Origin of the sequence: Fictibacillus solisalsi, assembly GCF_900103485.1 — a bacterium.
Classification (GTDB): domain Bacteria; phylum Bacillota; class Bacilli; order Bacillales; family Fictibacillaceae; genus Fictibacillus_C; species Fictibacillus_C solisalsi.
On the sequence record NZ_FNHW01000001.1, the window covers coordinates 2,413,148 to 2,429,518 of the forward strand.

The 16,371-nt window shown below is 45.1% G+C and carries 13 protein-coding genes and 1 riboswitch; of the genes, 1 reads left to right on the forward strand and 12 read right to left on the reverse strand.

Annotation, left to right across the window (positions count from 1 at the left end; all coding sequences use genetic code 11):
- Positions 1–114 precede the first annotated feature (114 nt).
- The 11 genes from katA to BLT53_RS12385 form a co-directional block, all read right to left on the reverse strand.
- Positions 115–1,572, reverse strand: coding sequence for a catalase KatA (gene katA, locus BLT53_RS12330; RefSeq protein WP_090235230.1), 1,458 nt, complete (start codon positions 1,570–1,572; stop codon positions 115–117).
- 872 nt (positions 1,573–2,444) lie between these two features.
- Entirely contained in the window at positions 2,445–3,452 is a 1,008-nt protein-coding gene (locus BLT53_RS12340; RefSeq protein ID WP_090235233.1) for an LLM class flavin-dependent oxidoreductase, read from the reverse strand.
- Between the two features lie 98 nt (positions 3,453–3,550).
- Positions 3,551–4,555, reverse strand: a complete 1,005-nt coding sequence (locus BLT53_RS12345) for an LLM class flavin-dependent oxidoreductase (protein ID WP_090235234.1) — start codon at positions 4,553–4,555, stop codon at positions 3,551–3,553.
- A gap of 183 nt (positions 4,556–4,738) precedes the next feature.
- Positions 4,739–6,055, reverse strand: coding sequence for a Na+/H+ antiporter NhaC family protein (locus BLT53_RS12350; RefSeq protein ID WP_090235235.1), 1,317 nt, complete (start codon positions 6,053–6,055; stop codon positions 4,739–4,741).
- Positions 6,056–6,147: 92 nt separating this feature from the next.
- Positions 6,148–6,258, reverse strand: a riboswitch (SAM riboswitch).
- Between the two features lie 105 nt (positions 6,259–6,363).
- A complete protein-coding gene (locus tag BLT53_RS12355) occupies positions 6,364–7,188 on the reverse strand; it encodes a carbohydrate ABC transporter permease (protein WP_090235237.1) in 825 nt (274 codons plus the stop codon).
- 11 nt (positions 7,189–7,199) lie between these two features.
- Positions 7,200–8,102: a carbohydrate ABC transporter permease gene (locus tag BLT53_RS12360; RefSeq protein WP_090235238.1), complete on the reverse strand. Its 903-nt coding sequence runs from the start codon at positions 8,100–8,102 to the stop codon at positions 7,200–7,202.
- Positions 8,103–8,124: 22 nt separating this feature from the next.
- The gene (locus tag BLT53_RS12365; RefSeq protein ID WP_090235239.1) at positions 8,125–9,375 is read right to left on the reverse strand and encodes an ABC transporter substrate-binding protein; all 1,251 of its coding nucleotides are present in this window, start codon (positions 9,373–9,375) and stop codon (positions 8,125–8,127) included.
- Between the two features lie 27 nt (positions 9,376–9,402).
- On the reverse strand, positions 9,403–11,496 hold the full coding sequence (locus tag BLT53_RS12370; RefSeq protein WP_090235240.1) for an amylo-alpha-1,6-glucosidase: 2,094 nt from the start codon (positions 11,494–11,496) through the stop codon (positions 9,403–9,405).
- Between the two features lie 135 nt (positions 11,497–11,631).
- On the reverse strand, positions 11,632–12,651 hold the full coding sequence (locus BLT53_RS12375; protein WP_090235242.1) for a LacI family DNA-binding transcriptional regulator: 1,020 nt from the start codon (positions 12,649–12,651) through the stop codon (positions 11,632–11,634).
- An 87-nt stretch (positions 12,652–12,738) separates the two neighbouring features.
- Positions 12,739–13,530, reverse strand: coding sequence for a putative hydro-lyase (locus BLT53_RS12380; RefSeq protein WP_090235243.1), 792 nt, complete (start codon positions 13,528–13,530; stop codon positions 12,739–12,741).
- A 116-nt stretch (positions 13,531–13,646) separates the two neighbouring features.
- Positions 13,647–14,819 (reverse strand): glycosyl hydrolase family 18 protein, encoded by a 1,173-nt coding sequence (locus BLT53_RS12385; RefSeq protein WP_090235245.1) that lies wholly within the window; start codon positions 14,817–14,819, stop codon positions 13,647–13,649.
- A 153-nt stretch (positions 14,820–14,972) separates the two neighbouring features.
- Here BLT53_RS12385 and BLT53_RS12390 point away from each other — a divergent pair, with 153 nt between their 5' ends.
- Complete coding sequence (locus BLT53_RS12390; RefSeq protein WP_139168398.1) at positions 14,973–15,875, forward strand: DMT family transporter; 903 nt, start codon at positions 14,973–14,975, stop codon at positions 15,873–15,875.
- A gap of 51 nt (positions 15,876–15,926) precedes the next feature.
- Here BLT53_RS12390 and BLT53_RS12395 read toward each other — a convergent pair whose 3' ends face one another.
- The gene (locus tag BLT53_RS12395) at positions 15,927–16,247 is read right to left on the reverse strand and encodes a c-type cytochrome (protein WP_090235246.1); all 321 of its coding nucleotides are present in this window, start codon (positions 16,245–16,247) and stop codon (positions 15,927–15,929) included.
- Positions 16,248–16,371: the final 124 nt, after the last annotated feature.

A 16,371-nucleotide genomic window follows, 5' to 3' on the forward strand; every position in this document is an offset into this window, starting at 1 on the left:
TTCCGCATCCACGATCAACATCCCTTTAAACATTTTTAAATACGCACCTGTACGTAGTATATTGCCATACGTACTACGCGCACATCAATTGAGAAAATCATTTGTAAATGAGAATTAACGAGTTTCTTGTGGAAGCGGTAAACCCAGACCTTCAGCCACTTTCCTTCCATATTCAGGATCAGCTTTAAAGAAATGCTGAATCTGTCGAAGCATGATTTCTTCTTTTTCAACAGGCTTCATAGCTTCTACAATATTATTTACAAGCCGTGTACGTTCTGCATCAGTCATTAGACGGTAAAGATCGCCTGCTTGAGTGTAGTGGTCGCTGTGGTCATAAGCCACACTGTCGGCAACTCCATAAACCGGGTAGGCAGCTTGCTTATTCTCAGGAGACTCTTGCGGTCCTCCAAAACTGTTTGGCTCATAATACACGGAGCCGCCGCCATTGTTGTCAAATCGCATCTGGCCGTCTCTCTGATAATTTTTCACTTCATTACGCGGACGGTTGATCGGTAGAGCCTGATGGTTGGCGCCTACACGATAGCGGTGTGCGTCAGAGTAAGCAAACAATCGTCCCTGAAGCATCTTGTCAGGAGAAACGTCAATTCCCGGTACAAGGGTACCTGGTGAGAATGTCGCCTGCTCTACTTCAGCAAAATAGTTTTCAGGGTTTCTGTCCAATACCATTTTGCCCACCTCAATTAGCGGATAATCTTTTTGGGACCACACTTTTGTTACATCAAATGGATCAAAACGATAGGTGTTTGCATCTTCAAGCGGCATGATCTGAACATACAGCTTCCATGCCGGGAAGTCACCTTCTTCGATGGCATTGAACAAATCCTCTGTATGATAATCAGGATTTTCCCCTGCAATTTTAGCGGCAGCATCAGGAGCAAGGTTCGCTACACCTTGTTCTGTTTTAAAGTGATATTTAATCCAGACCCCTTCTCCTTCTTTGTTCACCCACTTGAAGGTATGGCTCCCAAACCCGTGCATATGACGGAGTGTGGCCGGAATCCCACGATCTGACATCAGAATGGTCACCTGATGAAGAGATTCTGGAGAAAGCGACCAGAAGTCCCAAACAGCGGTTGGATTTTTGAGATGTGTTTTCGGGTCTCTTTTCTGAGTATGAATGAAATCAGGAAACTTGATGGCATCTCTGATAAAGAACACTGGCGTGTTGTTGCCCACAAGGTCGTAGTTTCCTTCTTCAGTGTAAAATTTCACGGCAAACCCACGAGGGTCCCGAACGGTATCTGCAGAGCCGTTTTCTCCGGCTACCGTTGAAAAACGGACGAAAAGCGGTGTGCGTTTTCCGACTTCAGATAAAAAGTCTGCCTTTGTGTAATTGGAAACATCATTGGTGACTTCAAAAAATCCGTGAGCCCCCGCTCCTTTCGCATGAACAACACGCTCAGGCACCCGTTCGCGGTTAAAATGTGCGAGTTTTTCCAAAAGGTGGACATCCTGGATGAGCGTTGGTCCTCTTGAACCTGCAGTCATAGAATTTTGGTTATCTCCAACTGGTGCGCCCCAGCTTGTTGTTAAACGATTCTTGTTCGTCATTCGAATCACCTCGTAAGTTATTTAGAATTATTATAAATATAATAATAACAGCTATTACTATAAAATCAATACTTTTTTATAATAATTATAAACAAATAATTTGAATAGATAGAACTCAGAAATATGTTTGGCAAAAATAAAAAAAACGAAACCGTTTACGATTTCGTTTACTGCAGCATGTTCCATCATGGTTGGCATCTCTCTTAATTGCTTCTGCTGCAAAAACAACCAAATGGCTCTGTTCCAGGAGAGATTATTCACAAAAAATAAATTTCCACCTTTTTAAAAAAGGTATTTACGAACACATGTTCCTATGTTATCCTTTAAAAGAAGGCGCGGATGGTAGCCGCACCTCCCCCGAATAACTCTCTTTGGCCAGTTGTTACCTAGCTGGCCGCTTTTTTTACTATTGGTCTGCCACGATACCCAAAAATGGGTGTAGACACTCAATAACCCATTAAGAGAGCAAACATAAAAAAAGCACTGCATGAGCAATGCTTTTTAAATAGATGAAACCGTATAATCAGTTCAAAAATCTTAAAATTTATGTAATCACCAAAATTTCCTAGCGCTGACGATTAGCTGTGACCAGTTGAGATAAGTAATCATTCAAGTCGAACGTTTCACCTTTAACGAATTCACTGATTTCAACTTTGTTATAATTCAACATCTCGTTTCATCTCCTTTAAAGGTATTATGAACTTAATATACCCCGACTATTAAATTTATAATCTATTATTTTCAAATCCAAATTTAACCTTAACGTTCATCTTTTTTTGCCTAAGTACAGATTCTGTCACTCCTCATTAAACAAAATTTATTTGATAAAACAAAAAAGCCTGCCCTCCATGGTGGAGGGCAGGCTTAAACCGTTACTTGCTAAATATTTCAGATACAATTTCAAAAGAACGAAGCCGGTCTTGATGATCAAATATTTGCGCGTTGATGATCATTTCATCCGCCTGTGTCTCATCCAGGAATGCCTGCAGTTTAGCTTTAACGGTTTCCGGGGTCCCAATCATCGTTGTGCGAAGCTGCTGGTCAATGGAAGCTTTTTCGTAAGGAGACCAGATACCTTCCATGCTTTCCACCGGCGGCTTCAGCTTAGAAGGAATTCCGCGCACAAGGTTTAGGAACTGCTGCTGCATGGACGTCGCAAGATAAGCGGCTTTTTCTTCAGTATCTGCCGCTATAACGTTTACGCCAACCATCGCAAATGGCTTATCCAGCACCTCTGACGGTTTAAAATTACGTCGGTACACATCCAACGCAGGCAACGTGTTATCCGGCGAAAAATGGCTGGCAAATGAGAATGGCAAACCAAGCTGTGCAGAAAGTCTTGCACTAAAACCGCTCGAGCCAAGAAGCCAGATTGGGATATCCAGTCCTTCTCCTGGAATGGCACGGACTCTGTTTCCGCCGCCATCAGCTTTTAAGTACGCACGGAGCTCATCAACCTGTTCCGGAAAATCTTCCCCGTTGCTCATATTCTCACGGCGTAAGGCATGGGCAGTGACCTGATCGGTTCCCGGTGCTCTTCCCAGACCAAGATCGATTCTCCCCGGATACAGGGATTCCAGTGTACCGAACTGCTCAGCAATGACAAGAGGGGCATGGTTTGGCAGCATGATCCCGCCTGAACCCACACGGATTCGTTCGGTTCCGCCTGCCACATGCCCAATCACAACAGAAGTTGCTGAACTGGCGATTCCGGGCATGCTATGGTGTTCTGCCAGCCAATAGCGGTTGAAACCCCACTTCTCCGCATGCTGGGCTAAGTCCAATGTTTTCTTTAATGAATCTGCAGGAGTTTCTCCCACAATGACTGGAGAAAGATCCAGCACAGAGTATGGAATTTCATGAAGCTGCTTACTGGACATTTGAATAGTCCCCTTTCTGTATATCAACGACAGATTAAATTATTTTTTACCTTCTTTTTGATTGTAACAAGTAAATGTAAAGCTTCTAAATTTTTTGCTCATGATGGATCGAGGCATACGTTTGAAAGCAGTTCATAGGAACGAATGCGGTCTTTGTTATCATGCGCAATAGTTACAATCATAAGTTCATCTGCCCCATAATGAGATTGCAACTCTTCAAGACGCCTTTTTACTTCTCCCGGACTGCCCGGTATGGTTCTGTTTTTCATCCGCGCAAGGTGTTCCTTTTCCTCTTCCGTCAGCGGATAACTTTTCGCTTCTGCCAAGGAAGGAACGCCTTTGCGACCTTCTCCCTTTTGCAGCTGCAGCTTCCATATGTGGTTTGGAAGAGCCAGTTCTTCTGCTCTTTCAGATGTTTCTGCACACAAGAGAGATACGGTTACGATCGTGTACGGATCAGCCATCCAGGAACCTGCTTTATACGCCCAACGGTATTGCTGCAGTATTTCCAAACCTTCCTGATCACTCATAAACTGCCCGAAGACATAGGGCAATCCATGCTTCGCCGCGAGAACAGCGCTCTTTTTACTCGTTCCCAGCATCCAGGGCAATGGTGCCATTTCAGGTACGGGAGAAGGAGATATCTTAGAAAACATATGATCCTTTGGAAAATCATTTTTGAAAAAATGAAGCAGCTCTTCGACAGATTCTGGCATCCGGCGAACTTTTTCCAAATAGTTATCCGATAGAGCCATGGTCGCTTCGGCCGAACCACCAGGGGCCCGTCCGATCCCAACATCAATCCTGCCTGGAAATAACGTGGCCAGCAGATTATACGTTTCCGCCACTTTATAGGGTTTGTAGTGAGGAAGCAAAACAGCACCAGATCCGATTCGAATGGATTCTGTCTGACCTCCGATATACCCCAGCAACACTTCAGGAGCAGGGCAAGACAATCCCGGAAAATCATGATGTTCAGCAATCCAGTATCGGGCGTAGCCCAATCGGTCTCCCGCCTGTGCCAAGGCGAGTGAACTTTCCAGTGCCTGCTTGGCCGTTCCCCCGCTTGATGCCGGTGACTGGTCAAGAATGCTTAATTTCATATAAAGCCTTCTTTCTTATACTCTTTTTTACTATCATACCTCTCCAGTAGAAAACCTAAAAAAAAATTGCCTGTCAGGATGGCAATTTTATAATTGACAATATTTCAATTGTTTTGTTTAATAAAACAAAATAATTATCTAAAAAAAAACTGCTCTCCAATTATTGCAAGAGCAGTTTTAACTTCAGGCATGTTTCTTTTCTGTATGTTCTTTTCGTTCTTTCAGCTTGGGATAACCGATCAAAATGGCAATCACTCCGCAAACGGCGATTAAAATCGGGTAAAACGAATACGGCAGCAGGCTCACTGGTGAGATCGAGCCGATTTTGGCCGCCGTCAGCATTTGAGCACCATAGGGGATCAAGCCTTGAACAGCGCACGAAAAGATATCAAGAAGACTCGCGGATTTGCGCTTATCTATGCCATATCGATCGGATATCTGCTTGGCGAGAGGGCCTGCTGTAATTATGGATATGGTGTTGTTGGCGGTGGAAAGGTTGGTTGCGCTCACCAATCCTGCAATGCCAAACTCTGCGCCCTTTTTTGTTCGAAGGTTCTTGGTTAATACATCAAGAAGATACTGAATTCCCCCGTTATAGCGGATAAGCTCTACCGTTCCTCCAATGAGTAAGGCCAAGAAAACAAGCTCAGACATGCCAAACATTCCGTCGGTGATTGTTTTTAAAAAGGCTGATAGCGTATAGGCTCCATCCGCCAGGCCGATCACCCCCGCCAGTATGATTCCGCCGCTTAATACAACAAATACATTCATGCCAAGGAGGGCTGCCAGCAATACACCGACATACGGAAGGATTTTTACCGCTTGAAAGCTGTCAGCCGATACGCCGGAATTACTGCCCATCGTTACGATAAAAAGGATCACGCACGTAACAATAGCGGCAGGAAGAACAATGAAAAAGTTCACCTTGAATTTATCCCTCATTTGGGTCTGCTGTGTGCGGACTGCAGCAATGGTGGTATCAGAAATAATGGATAAGTTATCTCCGAACATGGCTCCGCCTACGACGGCTGCCATGGTCAAGGCCATTGGAATATCCGTTTGTCCGCTGATTCCTGCACCAATCGGTGCCAGTGCGGCAATAGTTCCCATTGATGTTCCCATCGACAACGATATAAAGGCACCGATTACGAAAAGCCCGACAATCAGGAAATTTTCTGGTACAACAGACAACGCGATATTCACTGTCGCTTCCACTGCTCCCATTCCTTTTGCGGCTTCCGAAAACCCACCGGCAAGGATAAAGATAAAGACCATAATGATAATATCAATATGCCCCGCGCCTTTGGCAAAACGCTCAATTTTACTGTTCAGCGTTTCCTTTCTATTCATCAACAGGGCTGCCGCTGCCGCAACAAGTATGGCCACAACCACTGGCATTTTGTAAAAGTCACCGGTGATCAACCCTGAACCTATGAATAGTACGAGGAAGATAACAAGCGGCAATAACGCCAGCCCACTCCCTTTTTTTACTGCATCCATCTAAAAACACCTCTACGTTTGTTATTGCTGCATGTACAAATATGAAAAAAGACCCCTTCCAAGAAGAGGTCCTATATGCTCATAGGGAACCCTTCTCATCTCTCAAGCATGAACTGCTTGCTGGATTTGGCACAGCACCTTCAAACTTCAGGTCCGCTGCCGAGACGTCTCAGGGCCAGTCCCTCAGTCTCTCGTGATAAGAAGTATCCAATTTTCAGTTATTACAGCTTTTACTACTGTAAAGGGTTTATGCATTCTTGTCAAAAGTTAGTTTTTGGCAATGCTTTTCTTTGCCTTTGATTGCCTACCTACTTCTCTCCTGTAAACTTAATGCCTTTGACAAAATAGCGGTTAAAGAAAGCATACAGTATCAAAATCGGCAGGGTAAAGACCATAGAAGCTGCCATAATGTAATTCCAGAAGCTGATAAACTGTCCTTTGAATGAGTTCAGTCCTAATGGAAGTGTGAACATACTTTCATCAGACAGGATGATCAACGGCCGCATGAAATCATTCCAAAAGGCCATAAAGACGAAGATGGTTTGTGCCGCTAATGCCGGCTTGGCAAGCGGGAGAACCATCCGGAAGAATGTACCGAATTTGCCCAATCCATCAATGGCTGCCGCTTCCTCCACTTCTTTTGGAAAGTTAATAAAGAACTGGCGCATCATGAATATGAAGGTAGCGTTGACTGCTCCGGGGATGATCATTCCCTGATACGTATTCAACCATCCGAATTCTTTTAGAATCAAGAAGTTAGGAATGAGGGTTACCTGAAACGGGATCATCAACACCGCCAAAATGATAATAAAGATACTTTTTTTACCCGGAAAGCTAAGGCGGGCAAGAGCATAACCGGCCATTGAGTTAAAAATCAAGTTCAAAAAGGTTCCGATCACAGCAATAAACAAACTGTTAAACAACCAGCGGCCAAAAAGAGGCTCACGTGTGAAAATCTCCCTATAGTTATCGATCGTAAAGTTTTTCGGTATAAAGTTGATGCTTCCGCTTACGATTTCTCCCAATGATTTAAAAGAAGATGAAAGAGCCCATAAAAACGGAACAAGGGTGATCACCGCGTAGACAATTAAGATTACATACAGAATGTTTTTTCCAATCGGTCGTTTTTTCATGGTTCCCCTCCTCAATAAAGTGACTCTTCCTTGGAAAATTTCCGCTGCAGAAGTGTAGCGATCAAAATAATGATGGCAAGCATAAAGGCGAGTGCTGTCGCATAGCCCATGGTACCAAGTGATTTAAAGGCATATTGATAGATCAGAAGAACAACCGTCAATGTCGAGTTGTTCGGTCCACCCGATCCTCCTGAGAAGATGTAGGATTGATCAAACAGCTGGAAGGTTCCAATCAGACCCATGATCACCACAAAAGAAGTCACCGGCCGCAAATTGGGAACCGTAATGTGCCAGAATTTCTGAAGTCCGGTTGCACCATCGAGTTCTGCAGCTTCGTAGTGGCTGTCCGGTATATCCTGAAGGGCTGCCAAATAAATGACCATGAAAAACGGCGCAGTCGCCCAAATGTTCATAATCATAATCGCCAATAAAGCAACACTGGGGTCACCAATCCAGTTATAGGTTGGCAGGTGCAGCATGTGCAAAATGTGGTTGATCAGACCGTTCTGGTTGTACATCCACATGAAAATCAAAGTTAGAACTGCTGATGAGGTCAGCGTCGGCAAAAAATAAACGATTCGGAAAAACTTCTGCCCCTTCATGCCCGCATTCAGGGAAGCTGCCAATACAAGCGCAAGCAGCGTCTGGAGCGGCACAACAATCACCACATAAAGGACAGTATTTTTAAGAGCGATATGTGCCCTGTCGTCGAACGTTATCTTCAGAAAGTTATCAAGTCCCCTGAATTCCAGGTGGGTACCGCCAAGCAACTCTACTTTATGGAAGGAAAGATAGATTGCACAAAGGATGGGAGCGATTACAAAGATGCCAAGAATGATGAGTACTGGTGCCATGAAAAGGTACCCCTGCCCCGCTTCCCTTCTGCTTTTTTTGGAAGAATTGCCTTTTACCATGTTTCTTCACCTCTCTTTTTTGTTATTCCGCTACTTTAATCTCTTTATTGGCCTGTTTTTGTGCGTCTTTCAAAGCTTTCTTCAGTGGCCGTTCACCAAGGTACGCACTTAAAAACTGGTTGTTGAAATTATTCATAACGATCGGCAGCATCGGGCCGTCCTGCCATACGGTTGCATATTCGGCTCCTTTAACAAGAGGTCCGCGCAATGGATCCTTGTCATAGCCGAGTTCTTCGGCTACTGACTTGCGGGTGGGCAAGGCAAAGCCTTTACTTGTCCACGTTTTCATGCCTTCTTTTCCGGTCAGGTACTTGATGAGTTCCCATGAAGCCTTCTTATGCTTGGATTCCGCATTCATGGCATAACCGACCGTGAAGGACATGGTTCCCTTCTTTCCGTTGACGGTTGGCAGCTCTGCCGTTCCATACTCTATTTGAGGAAACGTGTCTTTCATGAACGGAATGTTCCAGTTTCCTTCCATCACCATGGCAGCCCTTCCCTGCCCAAACATTTCTCCACCAGAACCTGAACCAACCTCTGAAGCCTGAGCTGCGGTTTTATCTTTTAGATGCATGTCCAATATCGGCTGAAGTGCGCGCGACACACGGTCCTCTGCGAATGTCGCACGGTCATTGGTGATGACCTGCCCGCCCTCTGACTCAGCCATATAATACAAACGCTCGATCTGCGGCATTACACCCAATCCGTAGACTTTGTTGCCTTTGGTGAGTTTTTTCGCATCTCTCTCCAGCTCTTCCCATGTTTTTGGAGGACCGCCAATTCCCGCTTCCCGGAACATTTTTTTGTTGTAAAAAAGAGCAAGTGTAGAGTAGTCCTTTGGAAAGCCGTAAATTTTACCGTTGTCCTTAAACGCATCTAACATCGGCTTTTCAAAATCATCCACATCAAAATCATCAGTTACATATTTGTCCAGCGGTTCGATGGCACCTGTTTCGATAAGGCCGGGTGCTTCAAACGCATCCAGGTAAAAAACATCGGCTGCTGTTCCCCCAATCAGCCTGGTTTTCAAAACGTCCATGTACTGATCACTAATCTGATTAAACTTTACGTCGATGTTCGGGTGGGATTTTTCAAAATCGTCCAGCACTCCTTCCAAAAGCTTTTTCTCGACCGGATTTCCTCCCCAGCCGCTCAGTGTAATGACCGTTTTACTGCTGTTTTCTGATTCACCCGGATGGCTGCATCCTGCAAGCAGAGAAGTAGCCAGCAGGGCAGTTAGCCCCGCTGTTGAAACATATTTTTTCAACTTCATAGAAACCTCTCCCTTCCTATGCGTATTTTATTTATCGGTATGGATCGTATAGCCCGTTGTATTTTCATTTACGGTTAAGATACTCTTTCCACTTTCCTTTCGAACACCAACAGACAGGTGGCCGTTTCCTATTTTGATCGAATCTACGGTCAGTTCATTCACACCTTCCGGAAGCTCAGGAGAAACAGAGATCACTTCGTTCAAAGCATCTGGAAACAATCCAAGAATCGTCTGGATAAAGACAAGCGGTGTTCCGGCAGCCCATGCTTGAGGTGAACAGGCAACCGGGTACTTTACTGCACGCCCGCCAGAGGCACCATAACCGCAGAACAGCTCCGGCAGCCGGTCATATTCAAAGTGCTGTGCCGCGTCCATCAAGCCTTTAATCACCAGGTTCGCCTGTTTCTGATGGTTCAGCTTGCTCATGCCCAGCAAAATCATGCTGTTATCATGCGGCCAAATGCTGCCATCATGGTAGCTCATCGGGTTATAGCCGGCCTCGCCTTCTGCCATTGTGCGTATGCCATAACCGGAAAAGAATGCCGGTGATACGAGCTTGGATACGATCTGGTCTGCCTGTTCTTCCTCCAGCATGCCGGAAAACAACACATGGCCAGGATTGGAGGTTAACGTCCCAACTTTCCTTTTTTCATTATCGAGCGCAATGGCATAGAAGGATTCGTCCTCCATCCAAAATTGCTCGTGAAACTTGGATTTTAACTCTTCTGCTTCTTTACGCAGTCTCACCGATACATCTGTCCTGCCCTGTTTTTCATAGATGGAGGCAATCCCAGTCTTGGCCTGATACACATAGCCTTGGACTTCCGAGAGCGCAATCGGTGTCTCTGCATAATCGCCGTTTCTGTGAACAACTGAATCTGCGGAATCCTTCCAGCCCTGGTTAGCTATGCCCTTGCAGGATTCCTGATGATATTCCACAAATCCGTCGCCGTCCCGGTCACCATACTGGTCGATCCACATGAGGGCATTTTCGATCGTTTGCTGAAGCTCTTCTGCCAGACATAGATCTCCGGTCCATTTCGTGTATTCCGTTAGCAGCATTAAAAATAACGGAGTAGCATCAATTGTTCCGTAATAAGGAGTGAATGGAATTTGCCCTGTCCCTGCCAGTTCTCCATAACGGATTTCATGCATGATTTTGCCTGGCTGTTCATCCCGCCAAGGATCCACTTTTGTGCCTTGTTGAGAGGCGAGAGTCCTTAGCGTGCCTTTTGCAATCTCTGCGTTAAACGGAAGCATCTGCAACGCAGCAATCAGGCTGTCACGCCCAAATGGGACACCGAACCAGGGAAGGCCTGCCACCGGAAACTGCCCGTACCCGATATCTGTCATTAACACCCTGAGGTCAAGGATTCCCCGGTCAACGAGGCGCTGCAAGCGGGAGGAATCGGTTTGAACACGTGCTGTATTCTTTCCCCAGTTTTCATAAGATGCCTTCAGGTTCTCAAGAGCTTGTTCTGGTGCCATAATTTCACCGGATACTCCATCCACTTCAGGAGCAATCGTGAAGGTGACTGATTGGATTTCCTCATGCTCCAATGAAAAGTGGAAGGTGACTTCGGAATCTGAAGTGTTTATTGCCTCACGGTCCCAGCCCACGCGTGTAGACCGTTTGACTCCGTCGGCTCCTTCATAATGGTAAGTCATGCTCTTGGCTTTATGATCGATGCCCGTTCGTTTGCCGGTTTCCCCGGATTGAAAACCGCGGACAATAAACATATCCGTAAAATCCACATCCAGCTGCATGCTGATATCAAACTCAACAGGCTTCGGATAAAAGCTTTTCACTTGAACGGTCTCATACAACACGCCATCATAAATTAAGCGCTTTCGTTGGAGCTCTACTGACTCCCTCCAGAGAATCAATTCTCCGTTCTCTTCCATATGAGGATTGGTCATCAATATATTGGCACTGTAATTTTCGTCGGCGGATGAAGAAAGCAGGATCGGGTTTTCGTTATTTATTTTTAAATCAAATTTGCTTAAAAAGCGTGTATCCTTTGTATATAGTCCTAACCCGTAATCGTTGTCCAAAGGAATGTTTCCTTTATCATCCGTTAATAAGAACAAATCATTTTCCTTTATTACTCGATAATCCAATCTTCTTCCTCCCATTATTCCGAAACGTTTTGGAAAGTGCTGAAAAAATATATTCTTTCATCCGAAACGTTTTCAGTTTTTTCTTAAAGTAAAACCAACAATCGTTTTATTTAAACGACCTTGTCGGTTTTATTCTCAAATATTCTTTGTTTTACTGGTTGATTCACGTTTTACTAATGAGGTTTTCAGCACTTTTTTGTGCGTTCCCTCTTTTCCTTCGAGCATATCGATCAGCAAAATAGCAGATTCAAAGCCAATCTGGTATCGGTCCTGAGCAATGGTTGTCAGGGTGGGCGATGAATAAGAAGCCAGCATAATGTTATCAAAGCCTGCCACAGAGAGATCTTCAGGAATTCTTTTGCCCATCCGGCGTGCTGCCTTCATCGCACCGAGCGCCATGAGGTCACTTGCACAAAAAACAGCCGTAATCTCCGGATGTGCATGGAGCAGCTTTTCAGCTTGCACTTCCCCTTCCGATTCCAAAAAAGAACCATTAACCACGTATTGCTCCTGATAGCCGATCTTCGCTTGATCCAGTGCTTCCTGATACCCCTGTAACCGCTGTTTGCTGACAAAGGCTTGCTCGTGCCCATTGATCATGCCAATCTGCCGATGTCCAAGCTCGATGAGATGATCCACTGCCATCTTTGCTCCTTGTTTGTTGTTGGTCGTAACATAACCCACACTTTCGCTTTCAATGGGGATATCGACAAGGACACAGGGAATGTCACTTTCCACAACTTCTTTTAAATAAGGATCATCCGTTTTAATCCCCTGCAGGATCACACCGTCAACCTTCCGCTCCTGACAAAGCTGATTGTACGTTTTTTGCTGTTGCTGCTCAGAATTGGTGCTGAAGAGAATAAGATCATATCCCCTCTCTCCCGCACAGTCATTGATCCCACAAAGAACTTCATACGTAAAATTATCTTTGCTGCCTTCGATCCGCATCCCAGAAACAAGCAAACCAATCGTTTTTGTTTTCTTCATGACCAGGCTCCTGGCCAATAAATTTGGACTGTACTGAAGTTCACGAGCCACAGCTTTAATTTTTTCTCTTGTTTTCTCATTCACATCAGAGTATCCGTTCAATGCCCTTGAAACTGTGGTCACAGAGACTCCAGCATGTTTTGCAATATCTTTGATTGTCGCCACGTTCAATCCTCCAAAACGTTTCGGAAAGTGATGCTTATACTATACTCTTCTTAGAAGGCGCTTTCAACCCCTTTTTTCTTTGTTTCCCTAAAGTACTCCGAACTCTTCATCCGTCCAATTCGTGATAAACATATGTCCCGGTGAATGGGTAATCACGAGTTCAGGCTTAATGTTCATTACCACGGCCTGAGGAGTTACACCACAAGCCCAGAAAACGGGCACTTCTCCCTCGTTAATGGTCACTGAATCGCCAAAATCCGGTGCATCAATGGACTCGATCCCTATGGAGCTGGGATCACCGATGTGTACAGGTGCTCCGTGCACCGATGGAAACCGCGAAGTCACCTGAACGGCACGTACCACATCTTTTTCGGGAATAGGACGCATGCTCACAACCATGGGACCTTCAAAACGTCCGGCTTTTGTGCAGCTGATTGAGGTTTTGTACATCGGAACATTGCGGTTCTCCTGGATATGACGTACAGGAATTTTATTTTGCATAAGAGCTTGTTCAAATGAAAAGCTGCAGCCAATAAGAAAGCCGGTCATATCATCTGTCCAGTATGGATGAATATCCTGTACTTCATCAGTTAGGATGCCATTGCGGTAAACCCGGTAGCTTGGCAAATCACTCCGCAAATCTGCTGAAGGAGCGGCAAGCGCAGGAACTGGGCTGCCTGGCTCAGTTACATCCAAAACCGGACAAGACTTGGGATTCCGCTGGCAGAATAATAAAAACTCAAACGCCAGATCCTTGGGAAGGATGACCAGGTTCGCCTGTGTATAGCCGTTGCACATGCCCGCGGTGGGACGGTTCCATTGATTTTTCCGGATCATTTTACGGGCTTCTTCTGGGTGTAGCAGACTGTTGTTCAGCAAGCTGTTTCCTCCTCATTTTTTGTTCTTTACAAATAGTCTAACACTTTTCTCGTTTTGTGCATGTCAGGATAAAAAAGAGACCTCCATGGCCTTGTGCCATAAAAGTCTCCTTTTTCTTATTTCGCTTTTCTTACATTGAACTGGTCCTCAAGCATGCTCCAGTTTTGCGGGAAGGGCTCCCCGAGTACCCAATAGGCAATCCCTCGAAGATTGTAGTACTTAACTTGATTGAATTTCGCTTGTGCGCTTTCTTCATTTTCAAACCAAACGACGTGTTTCTTGCCTTGATCATCTGTGTAATTGAAATATGGAGAATGTGACTTATTGTCATATTTAATTTCAGCGCCTTCTTTAATCGCCAGTTCTGTTGCTTCCTGCGGCGCAATACGCTTGGCGAAAGGGTTTCCTTTTTTATAGGGAAGAATCCAGTCATACCCATACAGCGGCGCACCCATCACAATTTTTTTGCGCGGAATCACAGATACCGCATAGTCAATGACTTTACGTACTTGGGGAACGGGTGAAACAGCCATCGGAGGACCGCCGGACCATCCCCACTCATACGTCATGAGAATAACAAAGTCAGCAAGCTCTCCATGGCGTTTGTAATCATGGGCTCCATGCCACGGGCCCGATTGCTCATCACTCGTTTTTGGGGCAAGAGCAGTAGATGTAATGAATCCTTCTTTTTTCACTTTTGGTAATATCGTTTCAAGGAATCCATTATAAAGATCCCGGTCTTTTGCACGAATATGTTCAAAATCAATATTTAATGCTTTATAGCCTTTTGCTTTCATGGTCTTGATTACATTGTTGATCAGACGATTGGATACGGTTTTATCCGTAAAAATGGTGTGTGCCACCTCAGGAGAAAAGTTCCCCTCCGTAAAGTTTGTGAGTACAAGCATCGGGACTGCGCCCTGTTTTCTGGCTGCAGCGAGCGCCTGATCATCTTTAATGCCGATCAAGGTGCCATCGGGTTTTACACGATAGCTGAAAAAAGCTACATACGATAAATGCCGTCCTACGTCCTTTACTTCTTTTACGGCTGCCTGGGGATCAACCGGCTCTAAAAACCCAATTGATGTAATTTTGGTCTTCTTATGTTTGGTCTCAGACGGTGTTACTTCCTTTTGTTTGCTGCCATTATACTTTACCTGCTGCAGTCTCGGATGCTCGCTGCCATTTTTCCCCGCATCTGCTGTTCCTTCCTGCTGCCCTTTTACATTTCCGCATCCCGAGAGAACAAGGGAAAACGTGAATAGTAGTGCTAAAATGGTTCTCAACATTCGGTGCCTCCTTTTTTCCTTATGCTTCCTTGCCCCTAATCCCGTTATACAGGAGAGAAACGAGAAAAATTTGGAAGACGAGGCTCCTCGTTTGAGAACTTGTTGATTGTAGGATACGCTAAGAGAGTCTAAACGCTATGGAGGTGGATTTGCTTGAAATGGCCGTATCTTTGGATTGCCGGGGGAGCAGCTTTGTGGGGGACGATCGGCATTTTTATCAAAGAACTATCTTCTATGGGATTTACTCCCATCCAAATTGTTGTTTTACGCGCTTTGAGCGCGGCAGTTTCCTTTTTCATTCTTACTTTTTTTCTAAACCGGTCACTTCTTAAAATACGCATCAGGGACAGCTATTATTTTATCGGAACCGGGCTTCTCAGCATCGCCTTTTTCAATTGGTGTTATTTCAAAAGCATGGAAGAAGTATCTTTGTCGGTTGCTGCTGTTCTGCTGTATACGGCGCCCGCCTTTGTCCTGATTCTATCGAGGATTTTCTTCCGTGATTTTATTACAAAAAAGAAAGTGGCCGCGCTTTTGGTTACATTTCTCGGGTGTGTGTTTGTCGTGGGCTATTTGCCAGCCTCTAACGGCGGTATAACGTGGACCGGATTGCTCACGGGGCTCGGATCAGGATTAGGCTACTCGTTATACAGCATTTTCGGTAAGGCAGCCTCCGCCAAATACAAAACCTTAACCATCACAACCTATACGTTTATTTTTGCCGGGTGCGCACTCTTTCCGATCAGCGGATTATCTCATTCTGCCCACCTTTTTGAAGACACGAGAGTCTGGCTTTATATCATTGGGTTGGGTATAGTCCCCACTGTTCTTGCTTATATTTTATACACGGTTGGCTTACGCCAGGTAGAGCCAAGCAAGGCAGCGATTGTCGCAACGGTCGAGCCGGTGGTAGCGACTCTGGCCGGTTTCTTTCTTTTTCAGGAAAAACTTACACTTTGGCAATGTGCAGGAATCCTGCTCGTCATCTTTTCTGCTGTCCTCGTTCAGGACAAACAAAAGAAGACTCCCCTTGACAATGGGGCTTCACTTACTTAGCGTTCATTAAAATAAGAGGCCCTTACACATGTTCAGGGGGCCTCTTTCCACTTATTTTTTACTGGCCAGCCATGCAGCCACATTCTCTGCTTCATCACCATTGATCAAACCGGCTGGCATGCCGCCTCCGCCATTTTTAATTTGCTTTAAAATTTCATCTTTACTGTGCTCTTTGCCAATCTCTTTTAAAGCAGGTCCTGTCCCGCCTTCCAGGTTGTTTCCGTGGCAGCTGGCACAATTTTGCTTAAACGACTTTTCTGCTGCTGCGGAATCTACCGAGCCTCCGTCTTTTCCTCCTCCGCTATCGCCCCTGGAAGAACATCCTGCTATAAGAAAAACAATACCCGTTGCCATTACAATATTTTTTAGCATTATAAAATGCCCCCCATCCAAGAATATTAACCGATTCCACAACGATTAACCCATTAAACCTTTTTCTAATTTAATCACGTTCCTAGTGAAATTGATTCATTTTGTATACAATGAATCAGGAAAC